This window comes from Bacillus sp. S2(2024), from assembly GCF_050474045.1.
GTDB lineage: Bacteria > Bacillota > Bacilli > Bacillales > Bacillaceae_G > Bacillus_A > Bacillus_A yunxiaonensis.
Genome location: NZ_JBFLUS010000003.1, coordinates 2,538,588 through 2,553,326, shown reverse-complemented (window position 1 = coordinate 2,553,326; position 14,739 = coordinate 2,538,588). Strand labels below are relative to the sequence as shown.

15 protein-coding genes and 2 pseudogenes are annotated in these 14,739 nt (G+C 32.9%); 13 read left to right on the top strand and 4 right to left on the bottom strand.

From position 1 onward, the window contains the following. Window positions 1-1,435: 1,435 nt before the first annotated feature. The 6 genes from AB1284_RS12780 (at window position 1,436) to AB1284_RS12755 (ending at window position 5,917) form a co-directional block, all read left to right on the top strand. Window positions 1,436-1,933, top strand: coding sequence for a DinB family protein (locus tag AB1284_RS12780; protein WP_429748909.1), 498 nt, complete (start codon window positions 1,436-1,438; stop codon window positions 1,931-1,933). 333 nt (window positions 1,934-2,266) lie between these two features. After that, window positions 2,267-2,722: a MarR family winged helix-turn-helix transcriptional regulator gene (locus AB1284_RS12775; RefSeq protein ID WP_429748911.1), complete on the top strand. Its 456-nt coding sequence runs from the start codon at window positions 2,267-2,269 to the stop codon at window positions 2,720-2,722. 71 nt (window positions 2,723-2,793) lie between these two features. Beyond that, window positions 2,794-3,765, top strand: a complete 972-nt coding sequence (locus tag AB1284_RS12770) for an acetyl-CoA carboxylase carboxyltransferase subunit alpha (RefSeq protein WP_429748913.1) — start codon at window positions 2,794-2,796, stop codon at window positions 3,763-3,765. A gap of 144 nt (window positions 3,766-3,909) precedes the next feature. Beyond that, window positions 3,910-4,320 carry a nuclear transport factor 2 family protein gene (locus AB1284_RS12765; protein WP_429748915.1) on the top strand — a complete coding sequence of 137 codons (411 nt, stop codon included), beginning with the start codon at window positions 3,910-3,912 and terminating at the stop codon, window positions 4,318-4,320. A gap of 476 nt (window positions 4,321-4,796) precedes the next feature. Continuing rightward, window positions 4,797-4,958, top strand: coding sequence for a hypothetical protein (locus AB1284_RS12760; protein ID WP_429748917.1), 162 nt, complete (start codon window positions 4,797-4,799; stop codon window positions 4,956-4,958). 338 nt (window positions 4,959-5,296) lie between these two features. Continuing rightward, on the top strand, window positions 5,297-5,917 hold the full coding sequence (locus tag AB1284_RS12755; RefSeq protein WP_429748918.1) for a recombinase family protein: 621 nt from the start codon (window positions 5,297-5,299) through the stop codon (window positions 5,915-5,917). 603 nt (window positions 5,918-6,520) lie between these two features. On the opposite strand, the pseudogene AB1284_RS12750 reads toward AB1284_RS12755, so the two are convergent. Continuing rightward, window positions 6,521-6,649, bottom strand: a pseudogene (locus AB1284_RS12750) (spermidine acetyltransferase); the annotation flags it as partial. Window positions 6,650-7,184: 535 nt separating this feature from the next. Here AB1284_RS12750 and AB1284_RS12745 point away from each other — a divergent pair. Continuing rightward, the gene (locus AB1284_RS12745; protein ID WP_429748920.1) at window positions 7,185-7,901 is read left to right on the top strand and encodes a carbonic anhydrase; all 717 of its coding nucleotides are present in this window, start codon (window positions 7,185-7,187) and stop codon (window positions 7,899-7,901) included. 127 nt (window positions 7,902-8,028) lie between these two features. Beyond that, a pseudogene (locus tag AB1284_RS12740) lies at window positions 8,029-8,328 on the top strand (IS4 family transposase); the annotation flags it as partial. A gap of 96 nt (window positions 8,329-8,424) precedes the next feature. On the opposite strand, the gene AB1284_RS12735 reads toward AB1284_RS12740, so the two are convergent. Together AB1284_RS12735 and AB1284_RS12730 are read right to left on the bottom strand one after the other, a co-directional pair. After that, window positions 8,425-8,967: a GNAT family N-acetyltransferase gene (locus tag AB1284_RS12735; RefSeq protein ID WP_429748922.1), complete on the bottom strand. Its 543-nt coding sequence runs from the start codon at window positions 8,965-8,967 to the stop codon at window positions 8,425-8,427. A gap of 214 nt (window positions 8,968-9,181) precedes the next feature. Continuing rightward, window positions 9,182-9,649: a GNAT family N-acetyltransferase gene (locus AB1284_RS12730; protein WP_429748924.1), complete on the bottom strand. Its 468-nt coding sequence runs from the start codon at window positions 9,647-9,649 to the stop codon at window positions 9,182-9,184. A gap of 661 nt (window positions 9,650-10,310) precedes the next feature. On the opposite strand from AB1284_RS12730, the gene AB1284_RS12725 reads away from it, so the two are divergent. Together AB1284_RS12725 and AB1284_RS12720 are read left to right on the top strand one after the other, a co-directional pair. Beyond that, a complete protein-coding gene (locus AB1284_RS12725; RefSeq protein ID WP_429748926.1) occupies window positions 10,311-10,733 on the top strand; it encodes a hypothetical protein in 423 nt (140 codons plus the stop codon). A gap of 76 nt (window positions 10,734-10,809) precedes the next feature. Then, the gene (locus AB1284_RS12720; protein ID WP_429748927.1) at window positions 10,810-11,091 is read left to right on the top strand and encodes a hypothetical protein; all 282 of its coding nucleotides are present in this window, start codon (window positions 10,810-10,812) and stop codon (window positions 11,089-11,091) included. A 138-nt stretch (window positions 11,092-11,229) separates the two neighbouring features. Here the strand turns inward: AB1284_RS12720 and AB1284_RS12715 are convergent, their stop codons facing one another. Further along, on the bottom strand, window positions 11,230-11,457 hold the full coding sequence (locus tag AB1284_RS12715; RefSeq protein WP_429748928.1) for a hypothetical protein: 228 nt from the start codon (window positions 11,455-11,457) through the stop codon (window positions 11,230-11,232). Window positions 11,458-11,824: 367 nt separating this feature from the next. Between AB1284_RS12715 and AB1284_RS12710 the strand changes: the two genes are divergently transcribed. The 3 genes from AB1284_RS12710 to AB1284_RS12700 all read left to right on the top strand — a co-directional run bounded on the left by AB1284_RS12710 (window position 11,825) and on the right by AB1284_RS12700 (window position 14,720). Further along, the gene (locus tag AB1284_RS12710) at window positions 11,825-12,703 is read left to right on the top strand and encodes a class I SAM-dependent methyltransferase (RefSeq protein ID WP_429748930.1); all 879 of its coding nucleotides are present in this window, start codon (window positions 11,825-11,827) and stop codon (window positions 12,701-12,703) included. A 339-nt stretch (window positions 12,704-13,042) separates the two neighbouring features. Beyond that, window positions 13,043-13,249 (top strand): DUF3311 domain-containing protein, encoded by a 207-nt coding sequence (locus AB1284_RS12705; protein WP_429748931.1) that lies wholly within the window; start codon window positions 13,043-13,045, stop codon window positions 13,247-13,249. Window positions 13,250-13,265: 16 nt separating this feature from the next. Beyond that, entirely contained in the window at window positions 13,266-14,720 is a 1,455-nt protein-coding gene (locus AB1284_RS12700) for a sodium:solute symporter family protein (RefSeq protein ID WP_429748932.1), read from the top strand. Window positions 14,721-14,739 lie beyond the last annotated feature (19 nt).

Here is a 14,739-nt window from a genome sequence, read left to right as displayed (position 1 = left end):
TATAGAAAACGCTATTCTTTTTGTAGAAATATACAGTGGGGTACAGCCGAGATATGTGTAAAAATAGGTCATAGACTTACTTTTATTTCCATATGAGATTTATAGGGCTTATAAATACAATTTTGTCTATTATGGGTACACCCTAATCATCCATTAGTTAGCTACTGAAAACACTTCGTTTCAATTGTATGATTAGGATGTGTGATAATAGGTTCAAAAATAATAAAGAAAACGTCAATTTGATTATGTCTGGAAATAAAAGTAAGCTTATATCTCGAAATTACACGTATTTCGGCTGTACCCCAAGTTATCCAAAAGAATAAGTAATAATAAAACGCCTTGACGTAATGTCTTAGCGTTCTTTTTCATACGTTTACAAAAAAAAAGAAGACAGCAGCACGTCCATACCACCATCTTCAAACGAAAATAAGCATCTTAATTCAATAATTAAATATTAAGATTCAACAAACCTTTACTTATATTGTAAGATTATTGTATATAAATGTCAATAAAAAAACGCCCCAATATAACGTTGAAGCGTTTCTTCGTTATTCTTTTTTCTAGGCAGGGACGCTTGGGTCTTCGTGTAGCTTCGTAATCAATCCCTTAAGTTCCTCGTACGCGTTTAGCACAATTAGGTCAAAAGAAGAGGTTCTGGTGCAAAAATATTTGATAGAGACATAGAACCTATATGGACTGTTCAATGACAGTTTATGATGCAATAATAGGCTTAGCGTACAGTATACAACTTAAAATTTGTCTAAATTGTGTCGTAACGTACAATTTTCTTTTTTTGATATGGTGAGTCCATGAAGAAAGAATCAAAAATTAGAGAGGTGAAAATTCAATGGATTGTGTTGCTCCCCTATGCCTATCAAACACGTCACAGAATTACATACTATCGTATCCATTTTTAATCAGAAATACAAAAAGAACTTGTAGAAATCACTACAAGTTCTTTTTAGGTCTAGGGTAAAAAATAGAAAAACATAAACAATCTTATAAGACATACTAACCTAAGGAGAACTGTCTTAATAATTTTATTATATAACAAATATTAACATTTCAAGATTGTAATTTTGAAATTTATGTGAATTATGAAAACGAATTGCACCTTTGAAATAAAATCGTACTGTTTATAAAAGGAGGTACCGTTTTAGAGAAAGTTATACCGTTTACATAAAAAGTTGCAACGGTTTATTCCTTTTCGATTAAAGAACTCTATGTGAGTTTTAATCAATTTTTTTCATTTTAGGGGGTGTTTTGTTTTGCTAGCTTGATGGCGATGTGGTGCTACCCCATACAGAAAAGTTTTTCGTTTCATAGTTATCGACGGATGAGTTATGATTGAAGAGATTTCGTTATGTTTGCAAATGATGGAAAGATTCAGTGTAGATAACAATGTGTCATAATAAAATAAACAGGAGGTATTATATTGCTGAACGATATTCAAGAAATCCGTGAAGAATTGTTGCAGAGTGTTTCCGGTTTAACAGATGAACAGTTGAATGAAAAACAAGAGAGCAAGTGGAGTATCATGCAGGTATTGGAACACCTATATTTGACTGAGAACCTCATTGTACATAAAATGAAGGTGGTCATGGCAAGTGATGAAGAGACCAACGTAGAGAACAAATCCTTCCGCCAGGCAACAAACCGTAGCCACAAATTTACAGCACCGCCATCCATGACACCGTCCAATGAGTTTTCAACATTTGCTACAATACAAGAAAAGTTGCTTGCATCACGTACTTCTCTGAAAGAATTTCTTGTGAATGCTGAAGAAGAAAAAATGCTAAAACGCTCACTGCCTCATCCTGTTTTTGGTTCTCTTAATGTAAAACAGTGGGTAGAGTTTATTGGTTTACATGAGAAACGACATTTGGCACAAATTGAAGAAATAAAGCAAGAATTAAGATTGATCGATTGTTAAGAATAGTCACTTCCGATAACAAGAATTATGTAAATGAGCTGTCCATATGGGCAGCTTATTGTATTTTTTGCTTAGCGGGGATTTTTTCCAAAATGTGGCGGTACCCCATCGCCATCAAGCTAACATTTTGAGACATCCCCATTACGAGAAATTTACCTTTTTACAGTTATTTATGAGAATTCGACTCATTTTTTCGTTTTGGGGGACAATCAATTTCTTAAGTTGATGGCGATGTGACGTGACCCCTATTTCTTTTAATGAACTTTATGTGTATAATACAATAGTTGTATGATACACTAGTTGTGCGATACATCATTGTAGGAGGAGATATGTTTGAAAAGAGAGGAAGCTCTAAAATTAAGAATGGATATCCTGAAATTTGTAAGAATGTTTGGGTTTATGGATTCTCTGAATAAACCGTTAGGAAGATCTTTATCAGTTTCTCAGGTAATGGCATTAGAAGAATTAGAATTTACCAAATTAACGGTTTGGGAACTAGCTAATAAACTTATGTTAGAGCGTTCGTCAGTGAGCCGATTAGTAGACAAATTGATAAAAGAAGGGGTCGTTTGTCGTGAAATAAACGAGAAAAACAGAAGAGAAATTCACCTCTCTCTGACAGATAAAGGTGAAGTAACAGTTCATCAAATAAGGGAACAATCAATTGAATTTTATCAAAACGTTCTAATGAATTTATCTGAATTAGAACAAAAGAAGGTTGTTGATGGCTTCGAATTACTTATTAAATCCATTTCCGAAGTAACGTGCAAAACAAATAGAGAAAATTAAAAACAGTATTTAAATTTCAAAATATACTCTCATTAATTTACAATTATTCACACTGTAAAAGGGGGACAAACATGAGTCTGGACTTCGAACGTCCTATAATTGAGTTAAGAAAAAAAGTTTCTGAAATACAGAAGTTTATGATAGAAAACGATCTGGATTTATCATCGGAAATCGATATATTACAAGAACGTTTAAATAAAATAGAAAATGAGATATATGATAACCTTACCCCTTTTCAACGAGTTCAAATCGCAAGAGTTCGTAATCGACCTACAACATTAGACTATATTCCCCTATTGTTTACGAACTTTTTGGAGCTTCATGGTGATAGACTATATGGAGATGATAAAGCAATCATAGGTGGAATTGCTAAGTTTCAAGAAGTACCTGTTACTATCATTGGTCAACAAAGGGGAAGAAATACAAAGGAAAGTATCGAACGAAATTTTGGAATGGCACATCCAGAAGGGTATAGAAAAGCTCTAAGGCTTATGAAGCAAGCTGAAAAATTTAAACGTCCTGTTATCACATTTATCGATACATCAGGAGCGTATCCTGGAAAGGAATCTGAAGAACGTGGAATATCAGAGGCAATAGCTCGGAATCTCTTTGAAATGAGCAATCTCAAAGTACCAATCGTATCTATTGTAATCGGCGAAGCTTCAAGTGGTGGAGCCCTCGGTATCAGTGTTAGTAATCATATTCATATGTTAGAAAATTCATGGTACTCAGTTATTTCCCCGGAGGGTGCAGCATCTATACTATGGAAAGATTCTGCTCAAGCTCCTAAAGCAGCTGAATACATGAAAATTACCGCAGCAGATGCGAAAGAATTAGGAATTATTGATACTTTAATCCCTGAGGTTAAAGGTGGAGCGCATAATGATGTAGAATCACAAGCGAAAATGATCGAATCTACAATCGAATCTTCTCTAAAAGAATTGGTATCATTATCTTTAGAAGAGCTTATACAACAACGTTATGACAAGTTTAGAGATATAGGTGAATTTAGGATTGGAGACGGAAACCCTCTATCTTTTTAAACTAGCGATGAAAGTCTGCTTTGTCCAAAAATCTCTTTGTAAAATAGTAAGGAAAAACTTTTCCTTTTTCTCAATTTGCATGATTTTTACTAATTTCTCAAACAATGGGATGAAAACTGTAAAATTTAAGAAAGGAGTTTTGGAATGATGAATAATGCCCAACTGGTTTTAGCCAATTATTATAATGCATTAGGGAGTAAACAAATTGATAGAGTGATTGAACTAGTTCACGATGAAGCAAAATTTATTATTCTTAAAAAAGAGCCATCTAAAAAAATCCCTTTATATGGTACATACGAAGGTAAAGAGGGAGTAAAAAAATATTTAAATATTTTAGCGGAAGCATATCAAATAGATATGTTTGTCATTAATAAAATAATTGGTGATCAAGATACATCATTTGCATGGGGAAGTTTTCGAATCAAAGTCCGAGTAACTGGAAAAACTTTTGAGAGTGATTGGGCAGTGGTTTGTAAAATTGAAAAAGAGAAGATTAAGTTATTTCAATTCTTTGAAGATACAGCTGCATTGGAAGAAGCTTTTGAGTTAACTTAATCGAATAATGATTGAATATTGAGGTGTGATTAATTCAAAAAATTACAAGAAAGAAGAGACATTCATTTTCCATAACCATTATGTTAAAAAATCTGTTGTTCCCCAAAACGAAAAAAATGAGCTGAATTCTAATAGGGGTACAACTGAGATACGTGTAAAAATAGGTTATAGGATTACTTTTATTTTCAATATGATTTAAAATTGAATTTTTTATCTATAATCACACAATTGAAACGAAGTGTTTTCAGTAACTAATCAACGGATGGTTAGGGTTAACTCATAGTAGACAAAGCCAGGTTTTTCATTGTAAATAAACTTTATTTGGAATAAAATAAAGTTATCAATAAATGTCAGAGATAAATATGGTAAAATATACATAGAGTAACAGCTCAAAAAGTAAAATGGTGATTCAAGTTAAAAAAGTACTCATGTGGGTGCTTTTTTTGCTGTCTTACATATACAGAGGGGATTTCATCATGAATATTATCGACTTAGAACTAGTACGAAAGAGAAAGAGCAAGGAAAATAAAATGATTACAATACCCATTATCGAACGGGTTTTTGAAGTAAATGGAGAAATTCAGTTTGAAGTAGCTGGCGAAAAAGAAATTCCCATTTCTTGGCTAGAAAAGGAATAGATATTCTTAAAAAGAAGAGAAATTCAGTTATACTATGAGCTCTTAAATATGTATATTTGTTTATAACAAGTTGTACCATATATAATTATAACTATTTCTGTAAAGAATCCTTATATTACAAGGATTCTTTTTTTGCACCAAAAGGTACACCTTTAGATACATTTTTTACTTTATGAATTAGGATCTCTTAATTCGTTCGTAAAAGTATACCTTTACAGATATATAGAATACTATAAAAAAACACATCTATAAATGTCTATTTCTCACTTTACAGACATCTGTATTTTTCATATACCTTTACGGACATGATTGGTAAAATTAACAGTGAGGTGTAGCATATGAAACATAAAAAATTTGGATATGTACGAGTTTCAAGTAAAGATCAAAATGAAGAACGACAAATTCAGAATATGAAGGATTTAGGAATAGAGGATCGAGATATTTTCATTGATAAAGAATCTGGAAAAAATATGGAGCGAGAGAATTATCAAATGCTAAAACGTCTTGCTCGTACAGGGGACACGATTGTGTTTGATTCCTTAACAAGACTTGGAAGAAATATGAACGATACATTAGAAGAATTTAGATATTATGAAAAACATAAAGTGAATTTACAATTTATAAAAGAACCATACATTAACGTCAATTATACTGGTGAAAGTACAAATGATGTTATTCAGAGTGCAATTCAAAAAGCAACCCTTACAATATTATCAGCCTTTGCAGAAAAAGAGCGGATTGATATTAAACAACGTCAAGCTGAAGGAATTGCTCTTGCCAGAAAACAAGGAAAACACTTGGGACGCCCTCCTGTCGAAATAACAGAAGCATTTATTGAAGCTTATAAGGAATGGAAATCCGGTTCAATTACAGCAGTAGGGGCGATGAAAAAGTATGGCATCAAACGTTCTTCATTTTATAAACTTGCCAAACAGTATGAAGAAAGAATCAAAAATTAGAGAGGTGGAAATTCAATGGATTGTGTTGCTCCCCTATGCCTATCAAACACGTCACAGAATTACATACTATCGTATCCATTTTTAATCAGAAATACAAAAAGAACTTGTAGAAATCACTACAAGTTCTTTTTAGGGTTAAAGTACATATTAGGGAAAAATAAATAATTTCATTAGACATACTAACCTTAGGGGTAATGCCTTAATGATTTTATTATTATATAACAAATATTAATATTTGTTATATAATAATTTTGAAATTTATGTGAATGAGGGGTACAGCCGAGATACGTCTAAAAACAGGCTATAGTCTTACTTTTATCTCCAATCTGATTTTGAATCGAATTTTTATTTCCCCTGAAGGGGGACCGCCACATATCCATCAACTTAAGAAAAATAAATGCCTCCAAAACGAAAAATGAGCTGACTTCTCAGAGTAACTACCTGTAGAGAAAGAAAATTTTCATTTAGGGGGGATATTAAAACCTTAGGTTGATGGGCATGTGATGTGACCCCAAGCACGTTCTGCACCTTCCTTAATACTTAAAAGGAATTTTAGCATACGGTGGTTTTGCGAAGCGTCAATATTACTTTCAATTCAATCAACTACGTACTTTCAAAATATTGCTTCTGAAACATACACATTCTTATCGCATTATGATAGTTACCATCAACGAAAAACTCGTCTAGAAGCTCACCTTCCACCACAAATCCAACTTTTTTATAAACATGTAGGGGGACCGCCACATCGCCATCAAGCTAACAAAATAAAATACCCCCTAAAATGAAATTTTTATCTCTTCATCGTTGTCCATGGGAATTCAGCTCATTTTTTTCTTTTTGAGGAACAATTAATTTCTCAAGTTGATGGACATGCGGCTGAACTCTCGTTCGGAGTAAATCGAATCTTTAATAATTAAAGGACGAAAAAAGAAACATGGAAGTGAAAAACTTCTGTGTTTCTTTTTGATTAATATATTTATTGAAAAAGCATGTTCACAGATGCTTCTGCTATCCTAATTATAGAAACTAGTTTGAACGTAAGAAATTTGTAAGGAATGGATAAGAAAAAAGAAATTTTTCTTGTGTAAGATAAAAATATAAAGAAGAGTGAAAGGGGGATTCACCGTTTGTTAGGATAAAAATAATCATTATGAAAATAATTACAAATTCCATGTAATGAAATTTTTATTTTTTTTACTCATGATATGATTTACTATACTTCTTTTTATGCTCTTCTAAATAATTCAAAAGGATGTGTATAAATATTATGAAAATAAAGTTATTTTCATTTTTGATTGTTTTTAGCATTATAATTAGTGCTTGTTCTAATGATGTTTTAAAAACAACAAAAGAAAAAAACGAATCGAAATCTAACATGATTGAATCGGGTAAATATCAATCACCGATTAATATTGTATCTAATAATGTAAAATCAATGAATGATATAGGAACATTAGATCTAAATTACAACAATTCATTTGTTTCCGTAAAAGATAATGGCCATACTATTGAAGTAAAAAATCAGGATGGAATTGCTAATATTAATGGTAGACAATTTTCTTTAACACAATTTCATTTTCACGCGCCAAGTGAACATACAATAGATGGAAAACAATATGAAATGGAGCTTCACTTTGTTAACAAAAGCTCATCCGGTCGTCTTGCTGTTCTAGGTGTATTTTTCACAATTGGCTCGAAAAATGAAGCATTTCAAACTATTTTAGACCAAATTCAAAAAAACAAAAAAATAGAATTACCACCTACAACAACTATTAATATACAACAATTGCTTCCACAAGAAAGAAATTATTATCATTATTTAGGATCATTAACAACTGCACCTTATACAGAAAATGTTGAATGGTATGTATTAAAACAACCAGTAGAAATTTCAAAAAATCAGCTACAAACTTTTCAAAAATATTATTTAGATAATTCCCGTGAAGTACAACCTTTATACAATCGGGTCATTTTAGAAAAATAAAGATTTTAGAATGTATCCATGTTGGGGTAGCGCCACACATCCATCAACTTAAGGATTTAGACTATTTTTGAAGTTAAAAGCACGTTACTATTCTCTTATGTTAATGAGAAAGGGTGACGTGCTTTTTATGAATATGAACCCAAAACAAGAATTAGCTTTATTTGCCGAAGAGTTATATCGATATATGTCTCCTGCTACACTTAATCAATTAGCTATAGAAGCAGGCGGGATGAAACGAAAACGTAAGTGCCACGGGCACCATTTCTTATCTTTGTGTGTATGGTTAAATCAACAAGTCGCTACTACCTCTCTTACTCAACTTTGTAGTCAACTAGAAACTTCAACAGGAGTTTTATTAAGTCTAGAGGGACTTAATCGACGATTTAATTCGGCTTCTGTAGCCTTCTTTAGAACTGTATGGGGTACCGCCAGCATTTCGGAAAAACCCCACGCTAAGCAGAAAAACTAGCCTCTACAAAAGAAGCTAGTTGACGTAAAATTCGTTAGCGGAAGTAGAATGATTTTAATTATTCCACTCGCTTTTTACTAGAGAATAACTGATAACATCGTTCGGATAATTATTTTGGTACATATATTCTCTTAATACTCCATCTTGTTTAAAACCAAATTTTTGTACTGACCTATGTGAGGCGATATTGTCTGTAAAAATAATTGCACCAATCCTATTTAAATCCCATTCATTAAATCCATATGTAATAACAGTTCTTACGGCTTCTGATATATATCCTTTTCTCCAATAATCCGGATGAATCTCATAACCTATTTCTGTACGTTTATGTTGAGGACTCCAAGCATGAAACCCTATTGTTCCAATGAATTTATTTTCTGTTTTTGTAACAATTCCCCATCGAATTCCTCTTTTATCATGAAAAGCACTCTGAAAGTTCTCTACAAGAGTCTCAGCTTCTTTTAAATCTTTAAAAGAATTCATACCATAAAATTGTGTTACATCCTCTTTTGAAAAATAATCGAAAATAGCCGTTGAATCCTCTTTTGTAATTTCTCTTAGTATTAATCTTTCTGTTTCTAGAACTGGAAATGACATAATGGTTACTCCTCCTTTTGTATTTAGTTTATTTCGCTATGAATATATTTAAATCCTATGTAAATAATAATGTATATTCTATACATGTGAAGTTAACATAACGTATCATTACCGGGATTCAATGTATTTAAGAGACTATTAAAAGTCCCCCAGATTGTTTAACTGTGGGACTTTTGTGTTCACATAATTCTTGTTATCAGAAGTTACTGTTTAACTAAGCGTCTTTTTTCATGAACACTGTTTTTACTTCACTTCCATTTGGTTTTACAACTACTTCTTCTCCACAAATCTCATATCCAACTGATTTGTATAATTTTATATTTTGTGGGGCAGACATACGTACTTGGCAACGAATCTCTTTTTTGCCATGTTGACGAGCATATGTTTCTAACCATGAAAGCATATATTTTGCTACACCTTTCCCTCGTTTTTCTGGACAAACAGAGAGACGGGAAAAATAAAGGGAATTTTCACTTAATTTAAATCTTGCTGAGCCGATTGGAATGTTATTTTGTATGTATAATAAAGCTTGCTCTTTATTATCAGATAAAGATTTTTGTATAGAATTTACTGTTTCGCTTAATGCACTTGATGGAATATCTATATGTCGATACTCTTCAAATGCAGACATCATAACGTCATGAACCAAATGTGCATCTTCTACTTCTGCTAAACGAATCATTATATCCCTCCTTTTTTTCCTAATTATACCACGTAGCAAAAAGCAAAAATTTCAAAGTTTAAATGTATGCCATATACACGTTAGGTTAACATAACGTAACATTATTAGCAGTAACCAAATCTCAGAAATCCATTCATATCAAGGGTTTGCCAGCCTTCCGTTCCCTCCACTGTATGTAGGATTTCATGCATCCCTGTCACAACAGCATTTGGCAGTTCAAACCGTTCTCGCAATCTGCATGAAATCCAGCATATCCTTAGCGTTTAAAATCCGCGTTTTGCCGTCAGCATCCCATTGCCATCAACCTAAGAAAGCAGGTTACCCCCAAAAAGATAAATAAGCTTTTTTTCACAAGAAATTCTAAAAATTTCGTTCTGGGGGTGTAATAAAACTTTAGCTTGATGGGCATGGGGTACATTCAACTAAATATCACATTTTCTACGTTAAGACATTTACTGGAAGTGGCATTCTTGATTTTCTTACACTTAGGATTTTTTTCACTATAACCTCTCGTTTATAGCGAAATTAAAGATACGTTTTTTCTTATAAATAAAAGTATGTTTTGGTTAATTTTTTTGGTTCTGTTAAAGGTAAATGTTGATATTTGATAACTCTCCTGGAACTAAGTATAGTAAGAACGAACATTCGGGAGGTGGCAAGGTTGAGCGAAGCGTTCAGAAATTCATTAAAACATATCGACAAATTATCCCACATAGAAAAAGAGCGAGTGTTGCAATGGGTAAAACGTTATGTAGAGCCTTCTTCCTCTGTCGATGGTCGTTTAATCAATGAAATGCGTGAAATACGTTTCAAAGAGGGATTTGAATGCCCTCATTGTGCTTCTGAACACGTTGTAAGGTTTGGAAAGTATAATGGTCTCCATTCTCGTATGAAACAATGGATAGACCGATTTAAAGGCGTGGCTACAAAATATCTCGATAACTATCTCGCTTGGTTTTTATTTGTTGATAGTTGCAGTAACGAAAGCACTAAACACAATATAAAAGAATTTCTCCTATCGTCATTTGTGTATGAAATGATTGATACGTATGAGAGCTTACGTTTATCTAAGTTTATCGTGTAATTGTTAATTCATATGCAACAAAAAATAATTATCGTTTACTCCTTAAAATGGTAAAATCATATTTGGAGGTGTAATTATGAAAAAATCCAGTATATTGTCGATAGTCTTGATGTTTATAGGGCTATTATTATTCGGATTAAATTCGATAATAGATGGCTATTCTGAACCGATTGTCCTTTTTAGTTTTATTTCTTTTTTAGTTGGAATTGTACTAAGTTTTATAGCAGTTGCTAAACGGGAAAAAGGAACATTAAAATTCATATCACTTATTTCTTTCTTCGTTGTGATGTTTTTAATTACTTGGTTTGAACCATCTCAGGTACTTCGAATTATTACTTGGCTAAAAAATGTTTCTTAACAGCGAAAAAGTCAAAAGTATAAAAACGGGAAACCAAAATATAAGGGTTTCCCTCTAATTTACTCAATTATCAACATTAAAATTTAACAGGGCTATTTTTTTAAAAGAGAAGGGGAGGTAAAACGGAGTAAATCTATATTATTTTTTCTTAAAGTCTTCTAAAGGGCTCTCATCGCTTAGTTCAACGAAGAAAGGAAAAAGGAATAAAAAGAGGCCGCGTAAAATTTCACTTGAAAAACGAAAGGTTTCGGCTGAAATATATTGTCTTTGATTACAATACGGACAATCTTTACCATCATTTTGGAAAAATAGAGACCATACATCTTTTGCTTTCCATCTCGCCTTACAATTTGTACAACGAGTCATAATACTCCTCCTATTCTTTTAACCCATTTTTTAGATTACAATTTGTGTAGTTTCCGAAATATACCATTTAATTATACATAAAATAGTAGGCTATGCTAATTGAATATATATAGCATACAACTAAAATCTCTTCTATTTAGTCTTACTTTTTGATAAGGGCGTGGATGATTGAGCTCTCACATCTTTTATAGGTTCTTTCTGTCTTGATATATTGTTTGCGGTATTCAACAGGAGAAAGGAAAGGGAATTTCAAGAGAACATAACCATTCGTAGATGAAGGATAAAGCTTCACTGAAATTAATTTCTGCTTTTGTGACTTAAGTTAACTCAAAATACTAACTAAACATGGAGAAAGGAGCTTGTTATATTGGAAGATTATTATTGGGATAAAAGATTGGATTATTTAAGGAATACAAGAGATTTGTATTATAACGATGACTATTTAGGATTTTTAGTGAATTCAGTTTGGAAAATTTTTAAACCCGTACATATTATTGACTTTGGGTGCGGGTATGGATATTTAGGACTTAAACTGTTACCTTTGTTACCGCTAGGTTCAAGATATACAGGTATTGATAAAGGGCAACAATTGATTCAGACAGCAAAGAGTCTATTTCAGGACCTTCCGTACGAAGCTGAATTTATTGAAGCTGATATTACTGAAATTGAATTAGAGAGTAAGTATGACATAGCGGTGTGTCATGCATTTTTGTTACATATGGCTGATCCAATAAAAATGCTGCAGAAAATGATTCATTCAGTCATTGATGAAGGTAATATCATATGTTTTGAACCGCACTGGATTTCCAATATGTCTTCGTACAACCTTAACAAACACGACCAATCAGAAATTATTCAGCTTGGTTTTCTTCAAAAACTATTTGAAGAAGATACAAAACGAAATGGAAAAGATGGAAACATCGGGATTAAGTTACCAACCTACCTGAGCGAATTAGGTGTAAAAAACATTGATTGCCGAGTTAGTGATAAAGTTAATTTTCTTGATTCTAATATAAATGAAACAGATAAGCAGAGATTATACGATTCACTCAAAGAAGAAGGATTAGGTGCAGCTCCTACTGAAAGGAAAGAATTTATTGAGCATCTAATCAATCGAGGGGCTACATTTACCGAAGCACAAGATCAGTATGAAGCAGAACTGCGATTTTCTAAAGTATTTAATAGTAATTCCTCTTTAATCTACGCTCCAAGTATGAAAATTACTTTTGGAGTGATAAAAAAATAAGAAACATAGGTTTTAGAATTCAAAATGAAGAAAACTGCTTATTTACTTAATCTATCAGGAGGATGGGCAAGGCCCTTATAATCTTAATTCGTACTAATGTGCAATTTTTCCTATTTGTAGCATCACTTGGCTTCTTATGTTTCGATATCACCAAAATCGTGTAAGAAAAGTTATGACTTTATAAAAAGCACGGTCGATTGTTCTCATCGGCTGTGCTTTTTGTATGTTTTGGTCTATATTCATTGTTATTAATTTTTAATCAAAAAAGGAAATTACCATTTTATGTAGAAAATGATAATTCTGTAAATTGTTATATTATTTTGAAAGGAGGTGTACACTATGAAGTTCGGCAGTGTTTTTATTGGAATGATTATTCCGTTTGCAGCTATTGTTGGTGTCTTACCATTTATTGCATCATCTAATATAAGCATCATGGGGTTCCCAATCGTTTATTTTTGGATTTTTCTATGGCTGCCGCTTACATCGCTTTGTCTTTGGTTATCTTGGATGTTGTATGATCGTCATAATCTGAAGGGGGATTTATAGAAAAGGGGGCTATCGTGTGTCACTAATTATTTTTTCTGTTATCATACTTGCTACTATTCTGTATGCTGTATATTCAAGAGAGAAGAGTGAGCAACTCAGCGTAGAGCAATATTTAGTAGGAGGCCGAAAATTTAACGCTATATTGCTATTTTTCTTAGCTGTGGGTGAAATTTACGGTGTAGGTACTATTTTAGGGTTCCCAGGCGGTGTATATGCAAAAGGGCCAAGTTATGGAATATGGTTTTTAGGATATATCCTGCTGGCTTATGCTGTCGGCTATTTCTTTGCACCTTTAATTTGGAGGGCAGGTAAGCAGTACGGTGCAATGACCATAGCAGATATTTTTAAAGGCCATTACTCACATCGAGGTCTGGAATTGACTGTTACGATAACAGCTCTCATTTTTTTAATTCCATGGGCTCAATTACAATTCGAAGGCCTGGTTGTTTCTTTAAATGCACTGGGGTTTCACTTATCAGCTCCTGTAGCGACTATTATCGCTGGAGTTATGGCTTATATATACATATCGGTATCAGGCGTCAAAGCACCGGCTATTATTTCTATCGTAAAAGATATCCTAATGTTTCTTGCTATTGTGATTGTAGGCGGAGCAGTTTTACACAAGGTTGGCAGTGTGTCCCACCTATTTGAAATGGCGAAACAACAGGGGGCTTTAGTCAAAGTTGATAAGCCAATGGATATGAACTTTGCAATTTCAACTATCATTTTTCAAGCATTTGCATTTTATGCAGTTCCTCATGTTACAGGTGTATTTTTTACTGGCCGTTCTGAACGAGCGGTAAAAAAAGCACAGATTGTCATGCCGCTCTATATGTTTATGTTTCCATTTTTAATCATCATCTCGTATTTTGCTCTGGCTACAATACCAAATCTAGACAAACCTAACAGTGCATTTATGGCTACGGCAATTTCTTTGCTGCCTCCATGGTTAATTGGCGTCATTGCAGCAGGAGCAGTGTTATCAGGCATTGTAGTGCTATCTATGATTAGCCTTGTCATTGGTGCTTTAGTTTCTCGTAATCTTATAAAGAATATATCGGAACAAGCGCAGCTAAAATCAATTAAAGGTGTAGTCATCTTATACTTACTGCTATCTATGGCCATAACGATTTTTGCCCCTAGCTTAATGATATCTCTTGTTAATACAGCTTATTATGGATTTGGACAGATTCTTCCAGGATTTATCGGTGTTTTCTTTATCCGTAAACTTACTCCAATTGGAATTGCCGCAGGTATTCTTGTCGGAGATGTGGCGGTACTTGGAATGAGTATAGGAAAAATTAGTATTTACAATATAAATATCGGCCTTATTGCTCTTATATTAAATGTAATCGTTGCATATGCAGTCAGTGTGTTATTTAAAAGTAATCCAATCTTCGTATCTCCCATCACAAAACAAGAAAATTCTAGTCAGCCTTCAATTTCGTCACAAAAACATGTGGGGAGCTAATCTTAAATATATTTTTTGA

Excerpts from the sequence above, each read along its gene's own strand:
- AB1284_RS12770 (WP_429748913.1), top strand. The coding sequence starts at position 2,794 with ATGAGTCTGGACTTCGAACGTCCTATAATTGAGTTAAGAAAAAAAGTT.
- AB1284_RS12765 (WP_429748915.1), top strand. The coding sequence starts at position 3,910 with ATGATGAATAATGCCCAACTGGTTTTAGCCAATTATTATAATGCATTA.
- AB1284_RS12760 (WP_429748917.1), top strand. The coding sequence starts at position 4,797 with ATGAATATTATCGACTTAGAACTAGTACGAAAGAGAAAGAGCAAGGAA.
- AB1284_RS12755 (WP_429748918.1), top strand. The coding sequence starts at position 5,297 with ATGAAACATAAAAAATTTGGATATGTACGAGTTTCAAGTAAAGATCAA.
- AB1284_RS12745 (WP_429748920.1), top strand. The coding sequence starts at position 7,185 with ATGAAAATAAAGTTATTTTCATTTTTGATTGTTTTTAGCATTATAATT.
- AB1284_RS12735 (WP_429748922.1), bottom strand. The coding sequence starts at position 8,967 with ATGTCATTTCCAGTTCTAGAAACAGAAAGATTAATACTAAGAGAAATT.
- AB1284_RS12730 (WP_429748924.1), bottom strand. The coding sequence starts at position 9,649 with ATGATTCGTTTAGCAGAAGTAGAAGATGCACATTTGGTTCATGACGTT.
- AB1284_RS12720 (WP_429748927.1), top strand. The coding sequence starts at position 10,810 with ATGAAAAAATCCAGTATATTGTCGATAGTCTTGATGTTTATAGGGCTA.
- AB1284_RS12715 (WP_429748928.1), bottom strand. The coding sequence starts at position 11,457 with ATGACTCGTTGTACAAATTGTAAGGCGAGATGGAAAGCAAAAGATGTA.
- AB1284_RS12705 (WP_429748931.1), top strand. The coding sequence starts at position 13,043 with ATGAAGTTCGGCAGTGTTTTTATTGGAATGATTATTCCGTTTGCAGCT.